Here is a 21,827-nt window from a genome sequence, read left to right as displayed (position 1 = left end):
GCCGTCAACAGAGGGCGCTTTGAAATTGGGGCACCTGAACTAAGGAGTAAAAACGTGGCATACCCCCGACACATGTCCATATCCGATGCGATCAAGCAATATGGTCTTCCGAAATCGCACCGGGTCTATTGGTCAAAGGCTAAAAAGGCAGACGTTGTTCAGGCGGTCCATGACCGCGTGATCAGCTTTCACGAAGCGCGAGAACGATACCTGTTGAGCCGCAGCGAATTCGAGCAGTGGGAACGGGAAAGCGGTCGGGCCTCGACCGCCGCAACCAAACGCACTCTCGAAGACGCGTAAAGTATGATCGGACCTTGGCGGCCGGCTGAGCCCCCTTATTCGGCCGCCACTTCGATCATGACTTCGTTGCGCCGCATTGGACCCGGAACCATCGGCGCATCGTAGCCAGCATATTCCGGCCCGCCGACTGTCGTCAGACCCCGGTTGGCTATCCAGTCCAACAGCTTCGCTTCCATTTCAATCAAGGTCGCCTCGCGCGCATTCCCACTGAACCGCACGGCTGCCATCCGGCGGGCCGGCACCTCAGCAAGGATGATGTCCGGCGGAGCGGCAGGGAGCGTCTCCAGTGTATATTTGGCAGGCATGACGAAACGCATCCGCCAGGTATCGCTGCCCGTCTGATCCTGCAGAACCGGCGCCGTCATCGCGATCTTCTCATCCTGGTCGACCCGGTCACTCAGCACCGGTGCTGTCATCGCTATCTTGTCGCCTCCACGTGGACGATCCTGTCCGAAAATATATGCTGCAAGGCGGCGAAAGCTTGCACTTCTTGCCTGCCGTCGCTGTCCGGTATGGGTAACTTCGGCGACGATAATCGCGGGATATTCCCGCACCTCGAACTCGCCGTCTTCCAGAACAACCTTATAAGGTGCCTCTTCGGTGTCGCTATATTGCGCATAGGCGGCGACTGCACCGACTGCCGCGATACCCAGACCTGCGGCGACCCATCGACCGATACCCATAGTAATGCTCCTGCTAATGCTTTGATTAATCAGCATCTGTGCAGGGCAAAAGTTCCCGAAAGCCGCAATTCAGCCGCGGGTGGGAGCGTGAAAGTCGGGCGGCTTGCCAGCCACCCACCGCATAAACTTTTCCACCGCCGGATCGCTGCGAACGACCTCCGCATCATTGCCGATGCGCGCAAGTTCGGAATTGGTGTAGTTCGCGTGGATGGTCTTGTGGCAGATCGGATGGACGGGGACAGTGCCGCGCCCCTTCTTCGATTTCGGGACCGGATGATGCCACTGGATCAGCGTCTCGAAGGGCCGGGAGCAGAGCCAGCAAGTGAGCGGCTCTTCGGAAGTCTCCAAAAGGCTCACCTTTTGTCCTTTGGCCGTTTCGCCATGGCCTTTTTCTTTTTCATAGTATCATGGAAACGGTCGGCCCAGCCCTGCTTCACTAATTGTTCGGCGCGTACCATGCGTAGCTCGCCTGCGCTGACATCTCGGCTGACGGTCGACCCGGCCGCCACAATGGAATCGGGACCGATGGTGACCGGCGCAACCAAAGCGCTGTTCGAACCGATGAATGCGCGATCGCCGATGGTCGTGTGGTATTTGAAATAGCCATCGTAATTGCAGGTAATCGTCCCCGCGCCAATATTGGCGTTCGCCCCCACCGTGGCATCGCCAATATAACTGAGGTGGCTGGCTTTCGCGCCCTTGCCCAAGGTCGCTTTCTTCATCTCGACGAAATTTCCGACGAAACTGTCTTCTTCGAGGACTGCACCGGGTCGCAGGCGCGCAAATGGGCCAACCTGCACGCCGCTTGCAAGGGTCGCGCCTTCGAGGTGCGAGAACGATTTGATATGCACGCCGTCGGCCACCGTCACTCCAGGTCCGAAGACAACATTAGGCTCGATCACGACATCCTTGCCCAATTCGGTATCCCAGCTGAAGAAGACGGTCTCGGGCGCCTTCAGGGTCGCGCCGCCCGCCATCGCCTCTTCGCGCTTGAAAGCTTGCCACTGCGCTTCGGCAGCGGCGAGTTCGGAGCGGCTATTGATCCCCGCAACCTCGGACGGATCTGTCTCGACCACTTTGACCGTATCGCCACGCGCTATCGCGCCGGTCGCGACGTCGGGAAGGTAGTATTCCCCCTGCGCGTTGTCGTTGCCAACCTTATCCAGAAGCGGCCACATATCGTCCGAATGCGCAACGATAAGGCCCGAATTGCACAGGTCGCAGGCCCGCTCCTCTTCGCTCGCATCCTTGAATTCGATCATCTTGCGCACCGTGCCGTCCGCGTCTGCGATCACGCGGCCATATTGCAGGGGATCTTCGGGCCGGAAGCCGAGCACCGCAACCTTTGCGCCGTCATCCAGCGCGGCTGTGAGCTTCGCCACCGTCGTGGCTTTCACCATGGGGCAGTCGCCAAAACAGATGAGGATATTGCCGGTAAAGTCCTTCAGCGCTTCGCGTGCCTGCAACGCCGCATGCGCTGTCCCGTGTTGCGGCTCCTGCAAAGCCGTCGTGATGGCCCGATCCGCGAGCGCATCGTCAAGTTGCTCTCGCTTGTCACCCACGACGATGACCGTGCGCTTGGGTGACAACTCACCGAAACTGTCGAGCAGATGCATCAGCATCGGCTTTCCCGCGATGGGATGCAAGACCTTGTGGAGGTCGCTCTTCATACGGGTGCCCTTGCCAGCGGCGAGGATGATGGCGGCAAAATCGGTCATGCTTTCTCCAATACGCGCCGCGGCGCTTGCCATCAAATGCTTGCGGTTTGAAGAGCGTTCCGTCACGCGGTCGTGCATGACTGACTTTGCTTTCACCGCAGTGGGGTTCGACCTCGACGGCACACTGCTCGATACGTTCCGTGATTTGGGCACGGCGGTGAACCATGCGCTGCAAATCGGCGGGTTCAATCCCGTCCCTATCGATAGCTGCAAGGACCTGATCGGTGGCGGAGCGAAAATTATGCTCGCGCGCGCTGTGGAGGCGCAAGGCGGGATGCCGGATGAGGATTTTCACGCGCTCTACAAGCAGATGCTAAGATATTACGCCGACCACAACGCCGTGCATTCAAAGCCGTACCCGCATGCCCGCGAAGTCGTGGCTGATCTGGCCGGACGCGGTGTGAAAATGGCGGTGGTCACAAACAAATTCGAGGATTTCGCCCGTTCGATCCTGACCCAGCTCGACTTCATCGAAACTTTTGAAACAGTCATCGGCGGCAACAGCATGGGTAAGGGAGACGACGGCAAGTACCTTTCAAAACCGCATCCCGCCCCCCTTGTCGAGGCCAGAAAACGCTGCGGCGGCGGGTCGTTCGCGTTCGTGGGCGATTCAACTTATGACGTGAATGCTGCCCGCGCTGCGGGCGTGCCCGTGATCGCGGCAGCATATGGATATTGCGATAAGCCGCCGCACGAACTGGGCGCAAACGGCGTGATTGATTCGCTAGACGGCCTGATTTCCGCCTTGGAAACACTCTGAAGCAAACGCTGCCCCTACGGCGTGCACGGTTCCCGCAAGCCGGTGTTGCAACGCAGCACAAATCCTGCCACCCAGCGGCACGTAACTTTACGCCCGCGTAAAGCGTAATTCATAAAGACAAAACGCACGGAAGGATCCAGTCATGAGCATCGATTTCAAGGACAAGGTAGCAATCGTCACGGGCGCAGGCGGAGGCCTTGGCCGCGCTTACGCGATCGAACTGGCAAAGCGCGGCGCGAAGGTCGTTGTAAACGATCTCGGCGGATCGCGCGACGGCACCGGCCATTCCGACATGGCGCTGGAAGTGGTCGAAGAGATCGAGAAAGCGGGCGGCGAAGCAATGTCGAACGGCGGATCGGTCACTGAATTCGATCAGATGGAAAAGATGGTCGCCGACGCCAAGCAGAAGTGGGGCGGCGTACACGTCCTCATCAACAATGCGGGCGTCCTCCGCGACAAGACATTCGCTAAGATGAGCCCGGAAGACTTCGAGTTCGTGCTCAAAGTGCACCTGACGGGCTCGGCGTTCGTGACCAAGGCATGCTGGGAAACCTTCCGCGAACAGGGCTATGGCCGCGTGCTCATGACGGCATCGTCCACCGGGTTATTCGGCAATTTCGGTCAGGCAAACTACGGCGCCGCAAAGCTCGGCCTTGCTGGCCTCACGAAAACGCTCCAGCTCGAAGGCGCGAAATACAACATTCGCTGCAACTCGCTTTCGCCGGTCGCAGGCACGCGCATGACCGAAGACCTCTTCCCCGAAGAAGCATTCAAGCTGTTCGCACCCGAGAACGTTGTTCCAGCCGCACTTTTCCTCGTGAGCGAAGATGCTCCCACTAACGCCATTGTTGGCGCCGGTGCCGGCGGTTTCCACTCAGCGTGGGTCGTGATGAATGATGCGGTCTGGCTTGAGGACGGCAATCGCACCGTCGAAGGTTTCGCCGAACGCTGGGATGACATCAGCTCGTTCACCAACCTCGTCGCTCCACAATCGGGCAACGAACAGTCTGGCGCGATCCTGAAAGCGATGCAGAAGGTTACCGGCACCGGACCGAGCAGCGCCCGCGGGTAAATGTCGGGATACTGGCTAGCAGCCGCAATCGGGGCGGGCAGCGGGTTACTGCTGCTCGCCTTTCTTGTGCGTCTCGATGCCAAGACCATCGCCAACCAGGGACTGATAGCGTTGGTCGCGATGCTCGCGATCTACGTTGGCGCACGGCTGGTTTCCGGGTCTCTCGAAGAGATACTGTGGGAGACGGCGCTGGCGCTGGCCGCGGCGAGCGTGACGCAGGCGATCATGCTCCGCTGGCCACCGATCGTCGGCGTCGCGATCCTGCTCCATGGCACCTATGATGCCCTTGTCGGCCCGCACACTGGCGTTGCCGAATGGTACCCGCCGTTATGCGCAGGATTCGACTTCGTCGTCGGGGCCGGATTGCTGGTTATCCTCCTCCGCCGTGAGCGGGCGTATTGACACAGTAATACACCGAGACTAGCTTCCCTTGCGAACGCAAGCGGAGGCTGGGCCCGATGTATAGTGAAGACGATATCAATTCTGCCGTTGCAGCAGGTGCGCTGAGCGCCGAGGCTGCGCAGAGTTTCCGCACCCATATGAGTGTGGTGCGTGAGATACCGCGTTCTTCGGAAGAAAATTTCCGGCTCATAAACAGCTTCAACGATATCTTCGTCGCAATCGGGATCGTTATCCTTCTGCTGGCGGTGGGTGCCATCGGGCAGGCCATTGCCGCGATGATCGTGCCTGCAGAAGATTATATGACAGCGTTCGCGACCGGGGCAGCTAGGACCGAGGCCGAAGTCACCGCATGGCGCGAGGCGAATGACCTGCAGCAAGCATGGCAGATTTCACTCGCAGGTCTGTTCGTCGCGGCGACGTCCTGGCCGCTTGCCGAATTCTTCACCAGCAAGCGGCGGATGGCGCTGCCTTCGATACTCCTTCTGCTGGCGTTCGTCGGGGGCACATTCGCAACGATCCTCGGTGTGGGCATTGCGCTGGTCGAAGGCGGAAGCGATCGCCTGGGTGCGCTGGCGATATCGCTTGCCGCGTTGGTCGCCGCTGGTGGTGCCTTTCTACATTGGCGCCGTTTCATGGTCCCGATCACTGTTGCCGCAGGTGCGGCCGCGGTCGCCGGGACGATAATAGGCCTGATAGTCACCGGGATTGGCCCCGACAATGTCAATGAGACAGTCGTGCTGTCTCTCGTTTTCGCTGCGGGACTCGCGGTGTTCGCCTTCGCGATGCGGTGGGATATTTCGGATCTCGAACGCACTTCGCGGCGCAGCGATGTTGCGTTCTGGCTGCACCTGCTTGCCGCACCAATGATCGCGCATCCTATCTTCGCTCTGATCGGTGTGACCGATGGCAACAATATCGGTATCGGCGCGGCCTTGGCCGTTATAGCGGTCTATATCGGGTTCGGATTGCTGGCCCTAGCCATCGATCGCCGAGCGTTGCTCGTATCCGCGCTCGCCTACGTGCTGTTCGCACTGACGTTCCTGTTCCGCGAGTTCGGAGCGGTAGAGCTAAACTTCGCTCTGACCGCGCTGGTCATCGGATCTGCGCTGCTCAGCCTGTCAGCATTCTGGCAGCCGATCCGCCGCGCGGTGGTCACAGCCTTGCCGGAAAGCATTCAGGAAGCGTTGCCAGCCACGCACGATCTGACACTGACGGCGCAGACTGCCTGAGGAGCGCCGGACAATTCGCCGCTAGCTGCCCTCGACCGATTTCATGAGCTGGCGTTCCATGGGTGCGAGCACCCCGGCCAGTTCGTGACCACGTTTGAGCACCTGTCCGTGCTCACCGAAGAGGGTCCACATGCCCTGCTTTGCCCTTAGCGCAGGACGTTTCTCAACGCGGGCCTGTGGTCGCTCCGACGCCCGGCGAAACGCGGCGAAGGTTGCGGCGTTCTTGCCGAAATCCATCGCATAATCGCGCCACTGGCCGGCAGCGACCATGCGGCCATAAAGGTCGAGAATTCGCTGTAGCTCATCGCGCTGGAAACCGACTTGGCCGCCCGCGCGGCCTGGAAATGCAACGACCTGTCCGGTACTGCCCGGCCTCGCTCCTGAGCTCATCAATCGTCGGTTCCGCTTTTCTTCGCATCAAGATCGAATGCGGCCTGTTCCGGGGAATTGGCGCTTTGCTCCGCACTCCTTTTCAGCGCGGCAATCTCTGCCTTCATGGCGGTCAGCTCGGTTTCGAGTTTTTCGATGCAGTCGACCCGATTGCCCTCGGCATCCTCGCACGGCGTCCCGTAAGGGATGAACTCCCGCATCCACTGCTCTGCCGGGACAAGCGTCGAGCGAGCCTTGAGACCGACCATGGTTGCGCCCGCTGGCACATCCTCCATCACGACCGCATTCGCTCCAACACGTCCCCGCTCACCGACAGTGATCGGGCCGATGATTTGTGCTCCCGATCCGATGATGACGTTGTCCTCCAGCGTCGGATGGCGCTTGCCTCCCTGCCCGTTGGTCGGGTTCGTGCCACCCAATGTCACGCATTGATAAATCGTCACGTTGTCGCCGATTTCGGCAGTCTCTCCGATGACGGTGAAGCCATGATCGATGAAGAAGTTTTTCCCGATGGTCGCCCCGGGATGAATATCGATGGCAGTCAGCGCACGCGAGAAATGGTTCACGAGGCGGGCGAGGAAATACAGCTTGGCATCGAACAGCCAGTGAGCAATCCGGTGGAAGAATACCGCCCAAACTCCGGGATATAAAAGGATTTCGGCGCGCGAGCGCGGTGCCGGATCGCGGGCCTGGATCGAGTCCAGATAACTTTTGAGCGTGTCGAACATCGCATTTTTCTCCCACCAAACGGGCGATTTTGCAAATCCTGCTTACAACAGTTTTTGTTGTTCGGGGCCTTGCAGGGCTTCCAAGGCGGCGCGCCAAACCGACATGGTGGCGGGGGCCTGACGTTCAAGACTGATGCGATCGATCGTCGCAACAAGGGCTTCGAGTGCGGCAAAACTGCGCTCGGTACGGGGAACGAGATATTCGGACGCACCATCTGCTAGCGAAAGCGCGCGCTGCTCCGCAAATGCCTCGATCAGTTCGGCAGCCATTGCGTCATCCGGCTCACCTATTTCTAGCTGCAGCGACCCGCCGAGCCGCGATGCAAGGTCCGGGAGCTTGATCTCCCACGGCCTTTCATTGGCGATCAGCAGGAGCGGCTCCCCCGCCCTCGATCCACCTTCCTGCCCGGCATTCCAGCTGTGGAACAGCTCCGTCTCATCGACCTCGTCCGCACTGTCGATCACCCTGATGCCTTGCGCTTCGGCCCAGCGACCCAAGAGTGATTTGCCGGAGCGCTTAGGCCCGGTCAGCACGGCGCTGCCAAATGGCCATCGTTCCGGCTCTCTTAGCGCTTCGATCACATGCGCATTGGCATTGCCGATGACAATGCGCTGTGCGGCGCCGCCATCATGTGAGACGAGAGGTAATGCAATCTGCTGGGCGGATGGTGCAGGTCTTGCCATCGAAGTCGGCGCCAAGACCTTAGCGACTGATGGCGAGAGCGTTTGCGCCCTGGCGCACAGTAAAGCCGCGCGCACGCAGAGCTGCGGCAAGCTCGTCCAGCGTGCCGCTGAAACTAACCGTCATTACCGAAGTGCCGCCCATTGCAGTGCTGGTTACGGCGACGCCGCGAACGCCCGGTGTCCCGCGCACGCTCGTCAGTGCGCTGTCGAAGGCGCTGCCATCAGCTGTCTCGAACTGGACGGTATAATTGCTTGAGCTGACCGGGGCTGGAGTTGCAGTTTCGACCTGAGCCGTGCCGGTCTGTGCGTTCGCACTGGCTTCTGCTGCTTCAGCCGCCGCCGCTTCGCGCGCCCGCACGGCCCGGCCGATATCGATAAGACGCTGGAGCGCTGGATCGATCTCTCCTGAGGCGCCCGCTGTCAAAGTCGGGTCGGGCTGCAATTTGCCATCGACCAGTGCGGTCTCGTAGATCGAATCGATCCTTGCCACCGCCTGCTGCAGCATATCGTCAACCTGCGCCGGGCTGCCCGCCGTCAATTCAAAAGTCTGAAGCACCCGGCTGTCAGGACCATAACGCGCTGTGAAGGTGCCGGTCACCGGACCTCCAGGAAACTGGTAATGCAGGCGAGCAATCGGAACCAGCGCATCGGCAGCGCCATATTGATCGAGCGTAGTGCGCCACCACGCGCGGCTGCGGCGGCCCGCCTGACCATAGCCGAGCAAAAGCGAATCGCCCCCTGCCCCGCTTGGCCGAACATAATCGATCCTGCTGCGACCCGGATTGAATTCAGCCCAGGCGCGCTGCCACGCATTGCGCACCTCGAATGTCGTGAAAGTCCCTCCGCTGACCGTGACCGGGAGAAGCAGCATGGGCGCTGAAGAGCGCGACGTCGCGGCGCCCCCGAGGTAGCGACCGGCACGCTGGCGATCGAAGATCACGCCAAGAGTGGCAATATACCGCTTGGGACCGATCCGCTCCTGCTGGATTACGATGGACGACACCATGCTGGAAAGCTGGCTGTCCGACACGGGTGGCCCTTCGATCTGCTGCCATGCAAGCCGCTGCGCGCGGCGCCACGCCTGCTCGCGGGCTTCCTCTCCTGTATCCGCGCGCTCATCGACCTCGATCCCGCGAACCTCGTAATCCGCTGAAGAGGCGGTGGGCGCGATCCCGCGATCGCCCTCAACCTGCGCGAGCACGATCGCGAACGCCCCGCCCAGGAGAACCAAGGCAATCAGCGTGGCACCGATACGGCGCAGCGCTGCGCCAAGCGATGCTTGCAGGAAGGCCCCGTTTAGGAGGCGAGAAGGGGCGATTGTCATGGCCATCGTGGAAATCAGCGGCCTTTTGCCCAAACCGAAGTGGAATTCCAAGCCAGAAAGGCTAAACGCATGGGCTTAGGTCGGGGATTGTATGACTACTGATACGGGTTCAGGCGGCAAAGACCGCGAGCGCCAGCATGGCGGCGGCTACACTTATGCCGGTGCAGGCGTGTCGATCGAGGCGGGCAACTCCTTGGTCAAGGCTATCGCCCCGCTCGCAAAAGCCACTGCACGCCCTGGCGCGACGAGCGAGCTTGGCGGATTTGGCGGGTTTTTCGATCCCAAGGCGGCCGGGTACAGCGATCCTCTGCTGGTCGCGGCAAATGACGGTGTCGGCACCAAGCTGAAGCTCGCGATCGAGCATGATCGCCACGACACCGTCGGGATCGACCTTGTCGCGATGTGCGTGAATGACCTGATCGTTCAGGGTGCGGAGCCGCTGTTCTTCCTCGATTATTTCGCGACCGGGCAGCTCGAAAACGGTGTCGCCGAAAGGGTTGTCGCCGGGATCGCCGAGGGCTGCAAGCTAGCGGGCTGCGCACTGATTGGCGGCGAAACAGCAGAGATGCCAGGCATGTATGCAGATGGCGATTACGACCTTGCAGGCTTTTGCGTGGGCGCGGTCGAGCGCGACGAACAATTGACCGGCGAGCGAGTTGCACCGGGCAACGTCCTACTCGGCCTTGCATCCTCTGGCGTGCATTCGAACGGTTATTCGCTGGTCCGGCGACTGGCGGACGATTTCGGCTGGAAGATGGATCGACCGGCCGTGTTCGATCAGGAACGCCTTCTCATTGATACCTTGATCGAGCCGACTCGTATCTATGTCGCCAGCCTGCTCCCGCTCATCCGCGAAGGTCTGATCAAAGGGCTGGCACACATCACCGGAGGCGGCTTGCTCGAAAATATCCCGCGCATCCTGCCCGAAGGCGCTCATGCGCATGTGGATGCGGATCGCTGGGACCAGCCGCGCCTGATGGCGTTCCTGCAAGCGCAAGGAAATATCGAGCCCGCCGAAATGGCCCGCACCTTCAATTGCGGCGTCGGAATGGTTCTCGCGGTCGAGGCTGAAAGGGCGGAGAGCGTTGCGGCGCGGCTCTCGGAAGTGGGCGAGACCGTATTTCGCGTAGGCACGGTAGCTGGCGGTGAGCGCGGATGCACCGTTCGCGGATCGCAAGGTACCTGGGCCGGCAGAATCGATTGGGAGGCCGTGCACCTTGGCTGAAAAAGCCAGAATCGCGATCTTCATTTCGGGCACCGGCACCAATATGGCGGCGCTGCTCTACGCCGGTCTGCTGGAGACCAGTCGATATGATGTCGTGCTGGTTGCAAGCAACGTCCCCGATGCACAAGGCCTCGAGATTGCCCGCGCAGAGGGGATCGAGACCTTCGTTCACTCGCATAAAGGCCATAGCCGGGAGGAGCACGACGCGGCGATGGAAGCCGCACTCATCGCTTCGGAAACGGAATATTTGGTTTTGGCGGGGTACATGCGGATCCTGTCAGACGATTTCGTTCGCCGCTGGGAAGGTCGCATTCTGAATATCCACCCCTCACTACTGCCCAAATACAAGGGCCTGGATACTTTCGCACGGGCGATCGCTGCCGGTGACAGCCATGCCGGGGCCAGCGTGCACATTGTAACACCCGAGCTCGATGCAGGAGAGGTGCTCGCACAGGCGAAGGTTGCGATCCGCGAATGCGAGACGCCCCAGACTCTCGCCGAGCGGGTCAAATATGCCGAGCACCAGCTCTTCCCGCGGGCCGTTACCGACTACGTTTCACGGCCTTACGATGCCCGCTACGTGTACGAGCGCGTGCGCGATATCGCGCTGGCGCTGCCGGAAACTCATGCGCGCGACAGCCACGGCTCCCCCGGATTCCGGGTTGGGGCCGAAAAGTCGGGCAAATTTTTCGCCCATTTCAGCGAAAATCACCACGGCAGCGAACACATCGCCGTGCTGGTCAAGACGAGCGGAATGGACGAGCTGCTGGACCTCGTTGAAGCGCAGCCCGACACCTATTTCAAGCCTGCCTATTACGGCGCGAGCGGTTGGATCGGGCTGATCCTGAACCGTCCCGGGACGGACTGGGTGCATGTGGCGGAGTGGCTTGAGCGCAGTTGGCGAAGTGCCGCCCCGGCGCGGCTGACGAAACTCCACGATGCCGCGGGCATGTTCTGATGACCGCTCACCCTACCCGCTCTCACCCCCTCGCCCGCGCACCGATCGTCGACCGATTGAGCGGCTGGCTGGGCACAGCGTGGCAAAGGGGCTGGTTGCCGGTACCTTCACTCGATCCGAATGAACTGTGGCATTCGGCGGCCAAGGGGTTTGGGGACCGAAGCGAAGAGGCCGAACAGGCGGGCCGAGATCCCGAAGACGTGGCAGATTTCCGTTTGCGGCTCGAGGCGCTTTGCCAAGCGGTAACGGAAGAGGCTCGCCTTAACCCGCTCGGCAAAGCGATGGCATGGGGCCAACTTGTCCGCGTCATCCGCAACCGGCTGCGCTTCGGCGCGCTTTGGGCAGAGCGTCCCGAGCTACTCGCGACAAAACTCGCACCTCCAATCATCGTCATCGGACATATGCGCAGCGGCACCACGCGTATCCACAAACTGCTGGCCGCAGACCCGGGGCATTCCGCGACGCGATATTGCGATGCCTCCCATCCGGTGCCGAGCTTCCCCGACATGCGGCGGTTGAAGGGCGCTTTCGATCTGATGATCATGCGCCGGATCAATCCGTGGATCGACACGATCCATCCCATGGCGAGCGGTGAGGTCGAGGAAGAACTCGGCTGGATTGCTGCCGCGCTAAACCATTCAATCTACGAATCGCAGTGGCGTATCCCAGGGTATTCCGCTTTCAGCGAAGCCCTCGATCCCGCGCCGATCTACCGAGAATTTGCGCGCATGCTGAAAACCGATGCGACGCATCGCCGCCTTGCCTCACGGCCGCGCGTGCTGAAAGTGCCCGCCTTTTCCGAGGACCTTGCGACCTTGCTCACGCAATTTCCCGATGCCCGGATCGTCATTGCGGAGCGTCAAAAAGAAGCAGTTCTACGCAGCGCTGTTTCACTGGTCGCGAACCAGATGGCAATCCAGTCCGACGAATGCGACCTGACCTGGATCGAAAACGAATGGCGGCGCAAGCTGGAATTGCGCGAGGCACGGATGGCGGCGGCGCTTGATCGCTGGAAGAAACCTGTCGCGCGGCTACATTTCGACGACCTCAACGCAAATTGGGAGCGCGAGATCAGACGTACCTACCGCGAAATCGGCATCAGTCTGAGCGGCGAGGCCTTAGCCGCAATGCGCCGTGAGATGTCGGGCAGTGAACGCGGCCAACACCGCGCGCATTCTGCGCAGCTTGCGCATTTCGCCAAGATTACAGCGACCGCAGGCTGATCAAACGAAAAAGGCCGCCCCAGAGGACGGCCCTTTCATACTCGGACAAAATCGAATGTTTATCCGACGATTTCTTCTTTGTTAAAGAAGAAGTCGATTTCGATCTTCGCGTTTTCTTCGCTGTCGGAGCCGTGAACGGTATTCTCGCCAATCGACAAGGCGTGCTCTTTGCGGATCGTGCCCGCTTCGGCTTCCGCCGGGTTAGTCGCACCCATGATGTCGCGGTTGCGCTTCACGGCGTCTTCGCCTTCGAGCACCTGTACGACCACTGGTTCGCTCATCATGAATTCGACAAGCTCACCAAAGAATGGGCGTTCCTTGTGAACCGCGTAGAACCCTTCGGCCTGCTCACGGCTCATGTGAATGCGCTTGGATGCCACGACGCGCAGGCCAGCTTCTTCCAGCATCTTGGTGACGACGCCGGTCAGATTGCGACGGGTGGCGTCGGGCTTAATAATCGAAAAGGTGCGGGTAACCGCCATGGTTCAGGTTCCTTGAGAAATATGCGCATGAATTGCGCCGGGGGAGGCCCGGTAGGCAGGCCGGTTGATTTCCGGCGCGCGCTTAGCCTCGCATGCGCAGCAATTCAAGCTTTACTAGCGCCTTACCGGCCCAGGTCACCAAGACCCGTTGTGAGCTGTCCGGTCGTTTTGCCCTCGTCAGTCGTCGCGTTCAATGCGAAGACCGAGCCATCCTGCGCCTTGCCGGCAAGCATTCTTCCGCCATTGATCGTCGCATCGACCTCTATCGCGATCCCGGCGCCTTCGGCCTCTGCTCTGTAATAGCTGGCAACATCTTCGGCGCTGTCATCGCTTTCGAATGATAGCAATACGACGCGCGTGCCCTCGCCCTGATTGACGACCGTGTTGGTGACCACGGTTGCGCCTGGGTAGAGGCTGAAACCATCCGGTAGATCGACGGGAACGTCCGCACCGGATCGCAGCGTGGCCGTTCCATCGGCTGTCTCGATCGTCGCGGTGGTTTCTCCGGTAGAACTGTCGATCGAATATTCGCCGGCTCCGCCGTCCTCGATTGTAAATTCGCCTGAGCTCTCCGATCCGCAAGCGCTCAAGAACGCGGCCGCGCAGGCGATCGTGGTGATGCGGTGCATTGTCGTTTCCCCTGTTGAGGAGCGAAGCATCTCTTATTGCAGGCAATTCTTCAAGGGATCAGGCGACTTTGACCCATTTGCCGTTTTCCTGTCGGAAATAGGAGCGCTCCAGATCATCCTGGTCATCGAGCGCACGCCACGTCTCGCGCGCCTGTTCCAGCGTCTTCTCGTTGAACAGCAGGAAGCTACGCGTGAAGCCGGAGATTTCGCGAAACTCGCCATCGGCGAAGATCACGTGGCTGGCCGTGTTAGACGCTTCTGTCGTTTCGGACAGCAGCACCGGCTGGCGTTCGTCACCCGCGGCCATCGCCTCACCATTAGCAAGAAAGCTGGTGGCAGATGCCTTCCACAGGGACTTCGAAATGGCTTCGCGCTGTCCCGCATCCTTGCTGACGACGAGTAGCCGCTCCCCAGAACCGAGCACGCGCTCCGCTATCAGAGCGCAAACCTTCTCCGCGGGATCGTGGGAGAGCTGCCAGAAATCAACTTTCATGAGGACGCAGGCTTACTGCGCCTGCACCGTTCGGAGCAATAGCGCACAGCGTCCCAGTCTCGTTCCCATTTCTTGCGCCATGTGAACGGCAATCCGCAGGTTTCGCAAATCTTCGAAGGAAGGTCGGATTTCCGTCTCATCTTGGTCATGAGACGTCTTCCTTATTCCGCGACATCTTTCACGAAGCGGTCGATCAGGCGTGCGCCGTAACCGGTCGCACCCTTGTCCCATGTGTGCCCGGGCTTGTCCGACCAGACCATTCCTGCAACGTCGAGGTGCGCCCAGGGAGTACCCTTCTTGATGAAACGGTGAAGGAACTGCGCCGCAGTGATCGAGCCTGCGGGGCGCGGTCCGACATTCTTAATGTCGGCAATGGGTGAATCGATCAGCTTGTCGTAAGCAGGGCCGATCGGAAGGCGCCAGAGTTTGTCGCCCGTCGCCTTGCCCGCGCCAAGCAATTCGTCTGCAAGCGTATCGTCGTTCGAAAACAGACCGCCATGCTCATGGCCGAGTGCAATGATCATCGCCCCAGTCAGCGTCGCGAGATCGACGATCCGGGCCGGGTCATACTGTTCCTGCGCCCAGTGCAGCGCGTCGCACAGCACCAGCCTTCCTTCGGCATCTGTGTTGAGCACTTCGACCGTCTGCCCACTCATGGTCGTGATCACGTCGCCGGGGCGCATCGCCTTTCCGTCCGGCATGTTCTCGACGAGGCCCATGACGGCGACGACATTGGCCTTGGCCTTGCGTGTGACGAGCGCCAGCATCCCGCCCGCAACCGCGCCTGCGCCGCCCATGTCCCACTTCATGTCTTCCATCCCGGGGCCAGGTTTGAGCGAGATCCCGCCGGTGTCGAAGGTCACTCCCTTGCCTACAAACACAGTTGGCTTATCGCCTTTCTTTCCGCCATTCCAGCGGATCGCGAGCAGGCGTGAGGGACGGTCCGAGCCGAGCCCGACACCGAGCAGGGCTCCCATGCCGAGCTCTTCCATTTCTTCATCGCCCAGCACTGTGATCTCCGCACCGCTTCCGGCAAATGCGTCCTTGCAGAGCTCGACGAAGCTTTCCGGGTAGAGAATGTTGGCGGGTTCGGTGATGAGCTTGCGCGTGAATTCCACGCCCTTGGCGATCGCCATGGATTCCTGCCAGGCCGCTTCGGTTCCCGAAGGCGCGCCAATCACGTGGACTCTCTCAAGAGTGGCCTGCTTTTCCTTGGCGAGTTTGGTGCGGTACTGGTCGTGGGTCCAACCGCGCAGGCGCACGCCGAGCAGCACCGCGGCAGCTTCCTCTCCGGACAGATCGGCATGGCTGAGATCCAGCACCATGTCGGTCTCGCCCGAACGAAGGAACTTTGCGGTCAGCGCGGCGCCAGCCTTCTCGACATTGAGGCGTCGATCGTCGGCATCGCTTTCCCCCGCTCCGGCAACAGCGATGCGGGTTAGTGTTCCGCCAGCCATTGCGAACCCTTCGAACACCTGGCCTGTGCGGCCCTTGAACCGAGCGGCCTTTGCACCATCGGCAAATGCTGCGTCCATATCGGAAAGGCTGTCGCCCTGGTTCACGATGCGGGCGGAGAGCCGAACGTTGGAGGGCGCGGTGTCGTCGAAATGGATTTGCATGGGTTCTCCCGGGAGCTGGCAGTAGCAGGTCGGTCGTTTCGGTGGTGTCATATCGAACGCACAAGGCAGCCGATCGGCACCGGGGGACCAGGCCCTCAATGGCGATTGCGATTAAGCGCGAGCGGTGCAATAGGCAAGGCATGTCGCGAGGTTGAGAGGTCGGCGGGTTGGTCGCAAACGGCACATTATTGCGTTGCAAGACAAGCCCGCTCGGGCTTGTTGCGCTTTGCGTGCCTGCGCTGGCTCTGGCCAGCCCTGTGGCCGCACAGGACGAAACCGATGCACTCTCGCCGTCTGCCGTTTCGCCTGACCAAAGCGATGACGAATCCACCGAGCTGGATGTGCCGCAGCTCGGCGATGCGATCGATTTCGAAGCGGATCAGCTGTCTTACGACAACGAAGCTGACACGGTAACTGCGAGAGGCAATGTTATCTTGCGCAGTGCCGACAACTCGGTGCGAGCGGATCAGGTCGTCTGGGACCGCGGCTCCGGCTCCATCCTGGCAACCGGCAACATCCGTTTCGTCGATGATGGTGGAAATCAGCTATACACCGACTCCTTAGAACTGAACGACCAGTTCGAAACCGGCGCAATGAGCGATCTCCTGCTGGCATTGCGCGCCGGAGGCAGGCTGGCAGCGAGGTCTGGCGCGCGCGGGGAAGACGGGACCGTCGTATTGACCGATGCGGCCTATACGGCCTGCGCCGTCACCACCGAAGATGGGTGCGCAAAAAATCCGAGCTGGCGCATCACCGCCGATCGAGTGACCTATAATCCAGAGGACAGCCAGGTGCGATTCAAAGGCGCAATGCTGGAACTGTTTGGTGCCCGCATCCTGCCGCTTCCGGGAATGTCGATCCGTACCGACGGAAGCGCCGTTTCCGGCTTTCTCGCACCGAATGTCCGTATTTCCGAGGTGAACGGGCTCGAGCTATCGGGCCAGTATTACTACCGGCTTGCGGATAACAAGGACGTGACGCTGGGTGCCTATGTGTTCTCAGAGGTTGCGCCGATGATCAACGCGCAGTGGCGTCAGCTGACTGACAAAGGTGCATTCCAGATAACCGGCTTTGCCACGGTTTCCAGCCGCGTGGCCGATTTTACTGGTGTCCCTACGACCGAGAGCGATCCGCGCGGATATCTGTTTGCGAATGGTAAGTTCCAGTTCACTCCTGAATGGAGCGTCACCGGGTCGGTTCGGGTGGCGAGTGACCGGACATTCCTGCGCCGCTATGACCTCAGCCGCGATGACCGGCTGCGCTCGACCGTTAATCTCGAAAGGATCGACGATCGCTCGTACCTGTCGCTCGCCGGATGGGCGACACAAACGCTCCGCATCACCGCCGATCAGGGTCAGATCCCTGTTGCGATTCCGGCGTTTGACTATCGTCAGATCCTCAAAGATCCGATCATGGGGGGAGACGTTGAGCTGCAGGTCAACACTCTCAACCTGATCCGTGACGACGGCCAGGATACCCAGCGAGCATTTGCAGGCGCCAAATGGGACATGCGGCGGGTGACCGGCATGGGGCAGATCGTCACGCTGACCGGGTTGCTGCGCGGCGACGTCTACCACACCAACGATTCGCTTTCGACGTTGACGGAGATTTATCGCGGCACCGACGGCTTCACCGCGCGCGGTGTTGCAACTGCTGCAGTAGACGTGGAATGGCCCTTCGTCGGTGAAGCCTTCGGCGGCACACAGGTCCTGACGCCGCGCGTCCAGCTCGTCGCGAGCCCAGATATTCGCAACCTCGCCGTCCCGAACGAGGATGCGCGCGCAATCGATCTCGAAGATTCGAACCTCTTCGCGCTCAATCGTTTCCCAGGATACGACCGCGTCGAGGACGGTGTCCGCGTCACCTGGGGCGTGGACTGGTCGCTGACAAAGCCAGACTGGCGGATCAAGACGAACGTCGGGCAATCCTACCGCTTCGATGAAGAGGGCACGATTTTCCCCGACGGCACCGGTCTGTCGGAGCGTTTTTCCGATTTCGTCGGCCGCACCGAGGTCCGCTGGCGCGACTACATCCAGTTCACTCACCGCTACCGCATCGACAAGGATAACTTTGCGATCCGGCGCAATGAAATCGATGCAACGGTCGGGTCGCAGCGCACCTATCTCGAAGTCGGCTATCTGAGACTGGATCGCGACATCAAAACGGTGGAAGATCTCGCCGACCGTGAAGAATTTCGCGCAGCGGCCCGCGTTGCCTTCGGCCCGCACTGGTCGGCCTTCGGATCGGGCGTGTTTAACCTCACTGGCGCTGACGAAGACCCGACTTTCGCACCCGATGGGTTCGAGCCGATCAGGACACGGCTCGGTGTGGCCTATAACGACGATTGTATCGAGTTCGGAGTGACTTGGCGCAGGGACTTCATAACGGCTGGTGACGCTGCCAGGGGAAATACCTTCCAGCTGTTCTTCGCCTTGCGAAATCTCGGCTTTCGATAGCGTCTCGAGAACGCGATCGGAACCTCGCGAATTGGCAGCAGGCAAAAAAGTAGCTAAAGGCCCGTGGCCGAACAAGGCGACGCACTCAGCCCTCGTTAAGCCGCCGGGTGCAATCGCCAAGCCAGACGCGCGAATGGGGCCGCGCCGACTTGGATACATGACCATAATTTGCGCTCTCAAGCGCGCTTGAATGAATCGGGATTGATTACGTGACGATGAAGGTTTTATCGAAGAATTCTTTTGGTCTGATGGCTGCAGGGCTGGTTGCAATGGCGCTGCCCACGGTGCCCGTCACCGCACAGAACCAGTCCGGCACCGCGCAAGCCCAGCCAACCACCAACAACCCATTCGGTATCCCGGACGACTTTTCGATCTTCGACCGTAACAGCGCCGGCGAACGTTCAGCGACGGCTGTGGTGAACGGGTACGTCATCACCGGAACTGACATCGATCAGCGCGTGGCGCTCGTCACGGCTGCTTCGGAAAACGAGCTTTCTTCAGAGGAGCTTGAGCGGCTGCGCGTGCAGGTGCTGCGCAACCTGATCGACGAAACGCTTAAGATACAGGCCGCACAGGCGCTGGAGCTTCCAGCGGATCGCGCTCAGATCGAACAGACTTTCAACCAATTGGCGACGCAGAATTTCGGCCGCAATCCTGAACGGATGACCGAATACCTTGAATCGATCGGTTCTTCCCCCGACGCCCTCAAGCGCCAGATTGAAGGTGAGCTTGCATGGGAGAACCTCCTGCGGCGCAATATCACACCATTCGTCAACGTTTCCGCCGAAGAAGTGAACGACGTGTTGCAGCGGCTCGAAGAGTCGCGCGGAACGGAAGAGTACCGCCTCGGCGAAATCTATCTGTCTGCGACGCAGGAAAATCGCGCGGAGGTGCTGCAAAACGCCCAACGGATCATGGAACAGCTTCAGCAGGGCGGCAGCTTTGTCGCGTATGCACGGCAGTTCTCCGAAGCGACGACCGCTGTCGTCGGCGGTGACCTAGGCTGGATCCGGCTTGGCCAGCTTCCCACAGCGCTCGCCGCCGCCGCACGCGAAATGCAACCCGGTCAGCTCAACGGGCCGATCGAGATTCCGGGCGGCTTTTCGATTCTTTACGTCATCAACAAACGTCAGGTTCTGATGGCAAACCCGAACGACGCGGTTCTCAGCTTGCGGCAAATCGCCATCACGTTCGAACCCGACGTCACGCAGGAACAGGCCGAGGCGCGGGTTAATCAGTTCGCGACATTCGTCCAGGGCCTGCGCGGTTGCGCCGATGCGGACCGGGCACGTGAGGAACTGGGCGCAAGCGTCGTCGCAAACGACCAGATCACGGCAGGGTCGCTTCCCGACCAGCTACGCAACATCATACTGCAATTGCAGGTCGGACAAACGACCCCGCCTTTCGGCAGTCCGCAGGAAGGCATCCGTGTTCTGATGCTGTGCGGGCGTGACGATCCCGAAGACGTGGGCGCACCTACGTTTGATGCGGTGATGAGCCAGATCGAGCAGGATCGGATCAACAAGCGCGCTCAGCGTTACCTGCGCGATCTGCGCAACGACGCCTATATCGAGTACAATTGAGCAAGCTTCGATGAGCGGTGCTCGGTTCCCATTAGCCGTATCGCTTGGCGATCCGGCGGGAATCGGTCCTGAGATTCTTTGCGCAAGCTATGGCCGGCTGAAGTCAGGAGCAGCGAATCCGCATCCTTTCTTCGTCGTCGGCGGCTTCGAAGTCCTGCGCGCCGCGGCCGCAAGGAGCGGCATTGACTGCCCGATAATACCGATCGCTCAGCCCGATGAGGCGCCCATGGCTTTTGCCGCGGGATTACCGGTCATGGCAGGCCTCGACACACGGTACGCCCCAGGTGCGCCGACTACGGATGGCGCACAGCTGGCCTTCTCTTCGCTGAAATGGGCAACCGAGTTCACGCTCCGCAGCGAGGCGGCTGCGCTGGTCACAGCCCCGGTCGCCAAGGCGCAGCTCATGCAGGTCGGATTCGATTTTCCCGGCCAGACGGAATTTCTCGCCAGCGCATGCGAAATGCAGCCGCGCGATGCCGTGATGATGCTCGCCGGTCCTTCCCTGAGGACTGTACCCCTCACCGTCCATGTCGCGCTTTCCGAGGTCCCGGCACTGCTCACCGCCGATCTCATCACGCACAAGGCCCGCATCGTCGCCAAGGGATTGCAGCGTGATTTCGGTCTGGAGCGGCCGCGTCTGGCTGTCGCCGGGCTGAACCCCCATTCGGGCGAAGGTGGGCAATTCGGTGGCGAGGAACAGCGCGTGATCGAACCTGCAATAGCCGAATTGGCAGCCGAGGGTTTCGACGTCATCGGGCCCATTCCCGGCGACGCGCTGTTCACGCCAATGATGCGAGGCAGCTACGATGCGGCTTTGTGCATGTATCACGATCAGGCACTTATCCCCTTGAAGGCGCTCGAATTCGACGAAGGAGTCAACGTGACGCTCGGCCTGCCGATCATCCGCACGTCACCCGATCACGGCACCGCATTCGATATCGCTGGCCAGGGGAAAGCCGATCCGAGCGCGATGTGCGCAGCGATCAGAATGGCGGCCAATTGCGCGGCAGCGCGCGCTGGGTGATGGCGGACCTGCCCCCGATCCGCGAAACTATCGCGCGCCACGGACTGTCCGCGTCGAAGGCGCTCGGGCAAAACTTCCTGCTGGACGAACAGCTACTTGGCCGCATCGCTGCGATACCCGGAAAGCTCGATGGGAAGGCCGTGCTCGAAATCGGCCCAGGCCCTGGCGGGCTGACCCGTGCGCTTCTTAGAGCAGGCGCGCGCGTCACCGCCATCGAAATGGACCGACGCTGTCTGCCAGCCTTGGCCGAGCTGTCCGAGGCCTTTCCCGGCCAGCTTACCGCGATCCAAGGCGACGCGATGAAACTCGATCATGGCGAGATCATGCGCGGGGAACCGTTCGCCGTCCTATCCAACCTCCCCTACAATGTCGGCACGGCGCTTTTCGTCAAATGGCTTTCCGGCGAAAACTGGCCGCCGCAATGGACCTCGCTGACGCTCATGTTCCAGCGTGAAGTGGCAGAACGCATTGCAGCGAAACCGGGCACCAATGCATATGGCCGCCTTGCCGTGCTTGCCAATTGGCGCGCCGAGGCAAGCATGGCGATGAAGGTGCATCGCAGCGCCTTCACGCCGCCGCCCAAGGTGATGAGCGCAATCGTCCATGTGACCCCGGGCGAGGCGCCGGAGGGGGTATCGGCACGCACGCTCGAACGCCTGACCGAGGCTGCATTCGGACAACGCCGCAAGATGCTTCGTCAAAGCCTTAAAGGCGTTCCGGGCGCACTCGACGCGCTGGCCAGAGTCGGCATCGACGAAACTCGGCGCGCGGAAACGGTGAGTGTGGGTGAGTACATCGCGCTTGCCCGCATGCTAAGATGACAAGTCAAACATCCATTTCGGACT

The 21,827-nt window shown here is 60.7% G+C and carries 24 protein-coding genes; 12 read left to right on the top strand and 12 right to left on the bottom strand.

Going from position 1 to position 21,827, the window contains the following annotated elements; all coding sequences use genetic code 11:
* Positions 1–54: 54 nt before the first annotated feature.
* The gene (locus KCG45_RS10420) at positions 55–300 is read left to right on the top strand and encodes a DUF1153 domain-containing protein (protein ID WP_218317166.1); all 246 of its coding nucleotides are present in this window, start codon (positions 55–57) and stop codon (positions 298–300) included.
* A gap of 35 nt (positions 301–335) precedes the next feature.
* On the opposite strand, the gene KCG45_RS10415 is transcribed toward KCG45_RS10420, so the two are convergent.
* From KCG45_RS10415 to glmU, 3 genes are all read right to left on the bottom strand, one after another.
* On the bottom strand, positions 336–983 hold the full coding sequence (locus KCG45_RS10415) for an SOUL family heme-binding protein (RefSeq protein ID WP_218317165.1): 648 nt from the start codon (positions 981–983) through the stop codon (positions 336–338).
* Between the two features lie 69 nt (positions 984–1,052).
* Entirely contained in the window at positions 1,053–1,331 is a 279-nt protein-coding gene (locus tag KCG45_RS10410) for an HNH endonuclease (RefSeq protein WP_218317643.1), read from the bottom strand.
* Positions 1,332–1,336: 5 nt separating this feature from the next.
* Entirely contained in the window at positions 1,337–2,701 is a 1,365-nt protein-coding gene (glmU, locus tag KCG45_RS10405) for a bifunctional UDP-N-acetylglucosamine diphosphorylase/glucosamine-1-phosphate N-acetyltransferase GlmU (RefSeq protein ID WP_218317164.1), read from the bottom strand.
* 76 nt (positions 2,702–2,777) lie between these two features.
* Here glmU and KCG45_RS10400 point away from each other — a divergent pair, with 76 nt between their 5' ends.
* From KCG45_RS10400 to KCG45_RS10385, 4 genes are all read left to right on the top strand, one after another.
* Positions 2,778–3,461: an HAD-IA family hydrolase gene (locus KCG45_RS10400; protein ID WP_218317163.1), complete on the top strand. Its 684-nt coding sequence runs from the start codon at positions 2,778–2,780 to the stop codon at positions 3,459–3,461.
* A gap of 142 nt (positions 3,462–3,603) precedes the next feature.
* Positions 3,604–4,533 carry an SDR family NAD(P)-dependent oxidoreductase gene (locus KCG45_RS10395; protein ID WP_218317162.1) on the top strand — a complete coding sequence of 310 codons (930 nt, stop codon included), beginning with the start codon at positions 3,604–3,606 and terminating at the stop codon, positions 4,531–4,533.
* Positions 4,534–4,935 (top strand): hypothetical protein, encoded by a 402-nt coding sequence (locus KCG45_RS10390; protein WP_218317161.1) that lies wholly within the window; start codon positions 4,534–4,536, stop codon positions 4,933–4,935. It abuts the gene before it with no gap.
* Between the two features lie 56 nt (positions 4,936–4,991).
* Positions 4,992–6,164 carry a hypothetical protein gene (locus KCG45_RS10385; protein WP_218317160.1) on the top strand — a complete coding sequence of 391 codons (1,173 nt, stop codon included), beginning with the start codon at positions 4,992–4,994 and terminating at the stop codon, positions 6,162–6,164.
* A gap of 21 nt (positions 6,165–6,185) precedes the next feature.
* Here KCG45_RS10385 and KCG45_RS10380 read toward each other — a convergent pair whose 3' ends face one another.
* From KCG45_RS10380 to KCG45_RS10365, 4 genes are read right to left on the bottom strand one after another with little or no spacing between them, the layout of a single operon-like run.
* Complete coding sequence (locus KCG45_RS10380; RefSeq protein ID WP_218317159.1) at positions 6,186–6,554, bottom strand: DUF2794 domain-containing protein; 369 nt, start codon at positions 6,552–6,554, stop codon at positions 6,186–6,188.
* The gene (epsC, locus tag KCG45_RS10375; RefSeq protein WP_218317158.1) at positions 6,554–7,282 is read right to left on the bottom strand and encodes a serine O-acetyltransferase EpsC; all 729 of its coding nucleotides are present in this window, start codon (positions 7,280–7,282) and stop codon (positions 6,554–6,556) included. Before epsC ends, KCG45_RS10380 begins: the two co-directional genes overlap by 1 nt.
* Before the next feature lie 42 nt (positions 7,283–7,324).
* Positions 7,325–7,966 carry an HdaA/DnaA family protein gene (locus KCG45_RS10370; protein ID WP_218317157.1) on the bottom strand — a complete coding sequence of 214 codons (642 nt, stop codon included), beginning with the start codon at positions 7,964–7,966 and terminating at the stop codon, positions 7,325–7,327.
* A gap of 19 nt (positions 7,967–7,985) precedes the next feature.
* Entirely contained in the window at positions 7,986–9,296 is a 1,311-nt protein-coding gene (locus KCG45_RS10365) for a heavy-metal-associated domain-containing protein (protein WP_255548131.1), read from the bottom strand.
* A gap of 85 nt (positions 9,297–9,381) precedes the next feature.
* Here KCG45_RS10365 and purM point away from each other — a divergent pair, with 85 nt between their 5' ends.
* From purM to KCG45_RS10350, 3 genes are read left to right on the top strand one after another with little or no spacing between them, the layout of a single operon-like run.
* Complete coding sequence (gene purM / locus KCG45_RS10360) at positions 9,382–10,515, top strand: phosphoribosylformylglycinamidine cyclo-ligase (protein ID WP_218317156.1); 1,134 nt, start codon at positions 9,382–9,384, stop codon at positions 10,513–10,515.
* Entirely contained in the window at positions 10,508–11,473 is a 966-nt protein-coding gene (purN, locus tag KCG45_RS10355) for a phosphoribosylglycinamide formyltransferase (protein WP_218317155.1), read from the top strand. Before purM ends, purN begins: the two co-directional genes overlap by 8 nt.
* Entirely contained in the window at positions 11,473–12,696 is a 1,224-nt protein-coding gene (locus tag KCG45_RS10350; RefSeq protein WP_218317154.1) for a sulfotransferase, read from the top strand. Before purN ends, KCG45_RS10350 begins: the two co-directional genes overlap by 1 nt.
* Before the next feature lie 59 nt (positions 12,697–12,755).
* Here the strand turns inward: KCG45_RS10350 and ndk are convergent, their stop codons facing one another.
* The 5 genes from ndk to KCG45_RS10325 all read right to left on the bottom strand — a co-directional run bounded on the left by ndk (position 12,756) and on the right by KCG45_RS10325 (position 15,919).
* Complete coding sequence (gene ndk, locus KCG45_RS10345) at positions 12,756–13,178, bottom strand: nucleoside-diphosphate kinase (protein WP_218317153.1); 423 nt, start codon at positions 13,176–13,178, stop codon at positions 12,756–12,758.
* Positions 13,179–13,300: 122 nt separating this feature from the next.
* Positions 13,301–13,807, bottom strand: a complete 507-nt coding sequence (locus KCG45_RS10340) for a hypothetical protein (protein ID WP_218317152.1) — start codon at positions 13,805–13,807, stop codon at positions 13,301–13,303.
* A gap of 58 nt (positions 13,808–13,865) precedes the next feature.
* On the bottom strand, positions 13,866–14,300 hold the full coding sequence (locus KCG45_RS10335; RefSeq protein ID WP_218317151.1) for a DNA polymerase III subunit chi: 435 nt from the start codon (positions 14,298–14,300) through the stop codon (positions 13,866–13,868).
* On the bottom strand, positions 14,297–14,449 hold the full coding sequence (locus tag KCG45_RS10330) for a DUF2256 domain-containing protein (RefSeq protein ID WP_218317150.1): 153 nt from the start codon (positions 14,447–14,449) through the stop codon (positions 14,297–14,299). The genes KCG45_RS10335 and KCG45_RS10330 overlap by 4 nt, the downstream gene beginning before the upstream one ends.
* Positions 14,450–14,461: 12 nt before the next feature.
* Complete coding sequence (locus KCG45_RS10325; protein ID WP_218317149.1) at positions 14,462–15,919, bottom strand: leucyl aminopeptidase; 1,458 nt, start codon at positions 15,917–15,919, stop codon at positions 14,462–14,464.
* 188 nt (positions 15,920–16,107) lie between these two features.
* Between KCG45_RS10325 and KCG45_RS10320 the strand changes: the two genes are divergently transcribed.
* From KCG45_RS10320 to rsmA, 4 genes are all read left to right on the top strand, one after another.
* On the top strand, positions 16,108–18,375 hold the full coding sequence (locus tag KCG45_RS10320) for an LPS-assembly protein LptD (RefSeq protein ID WP_255548129.1): 2,268 nt from the start codon (positions 16,108–16,110) through the stop codon (positions 18,373–18,375).
* Positions 18,376–18,623: 248 nt separating this feature from the next.
* A complete protein-coding gene (locus tag KCG45_RS10315; RefSeq protein WP_255548128.1) occupies positions 18,624–19,958 on the top strand; it encodes a peptidylprolyl isomerase in 1,335 nt (444 codons plus the stop codon).
* A gap of 10 nt (positions 19,959–19,968) precedes the next feature.
* Complete coding sequence (pdxA, locus tag KCG45_RS10310) at positions 19,969–20,982, top strand: 4-hydroxythreonine-4-phosphate dehydrogenase PdxA (RefSeq protein ID WP_218317147.1); 1,014 nt, start codon at positions 19,969–19,971, stop codon at positions 20,980–20,982.
* Entirely contained in the window at positions 20,982–21,803 is an 822-nt protein-coding gene (rsmA, locus tag KCG45_RS10305) for a 16S rRNA (adenine(1518)-N(6)/adenine(1519)-N(6))-dimethyltransferase RsmA (protein WP_218317640.1), read from the top strand. Before pdxA ends, rsmA begins: the two co-directional genes overlap by 1 nt.
* Positions 21,804–21,827: the final 24 nt, after the last annotated feature.

It is taken from the genome of Erythrobacter ani (assembly GCF_019204025.1).
GTDB classification, from domain to species: Bacteria; Pseudomonadota; Alphaproteobacteria; order Sphingomonadales; family Sphingomonadaceae; genus Erythrobacter; species Erythrobacter ani.
Note: the sequence above shows the minus strand (reverse complement) of the source record. Positions and strands in the feature narration are given on the sequence as shown.